Annotated in this window: 1 pseudogene; it reads right to left on the minus strand. The window is 58.4% G+C overall.

Features of this window, described 5'->3' with window-relative positions:
* Positions 1-96 precede the first annotated feature (96 nt).
* Positions 97-498: pseudogene (locus IEY49_RS21260) on the minus strand (IS630 family transposase); the annotation flags it as partial.
* Positions 499-618 lie beyond the last annotated feature (120 nt).

Below are 618 nucleotides of genomic sequence, written 5' to 3' on the forward strand. Positions count from 1 at the left end.
GATCTCCAGAATTTGTTGCTCGGTATACCGTTTCCCTTTCATTGCCCCTCCGGATTGCCCATCTTGTCGCAACCGGAGTGGACCGAGAATTAGGGGTCACGTCACCAGGACATGGCGCTTCACGTACGCCCAGACAAGCTCGATGGGGCTCAGTTTCGGAGCATACGGCGGGAAGTACACCAGTGAGAGACGTTCGTGGCAAGCCACGAACGTCTGCACCGCTTTGGCCTGATGAATCCCAGCATTGTCCAGCACCACCACGAGTTCCCCAACAAATTGCCCCAACACATGCTCCAAAAAACGGATGACATCTCCACTCCGAATGGAGCCCTTTTTCGTGTTCTGGAAGAACTGCCCACTCGAGGTGATCGCCCCAATGGTCGAAAGCTTCTCCCAGTTTGCGGGCACGGTCACCAGGGGCGTGACGCCCCTGGTGTTCCAGGTGTGCCTGCGCACGCCCTTCATCGCCAAGCCCACCTCACCCAGGTAGACCAGTGTGGCGCCCTCAGCGACCTTTTTTTTCTACGACGGCAAAGGGAGCTTGACGAGGTACGTTGAACCCATGGCGCGACGTCATGCCCGTGGACCTGCCGACCGAACGGAAACGCTGCGCCGCCT

Source organism: Deinococcus malanensis (assembly GCF_014647655.1).
Taxonomy (GTDB): domain Bacteria; phylum Deinococcota; class Deinococci; order Deinococcales; family Deinococcaceae; genus Deinococcus; species Deinococcus malanensis.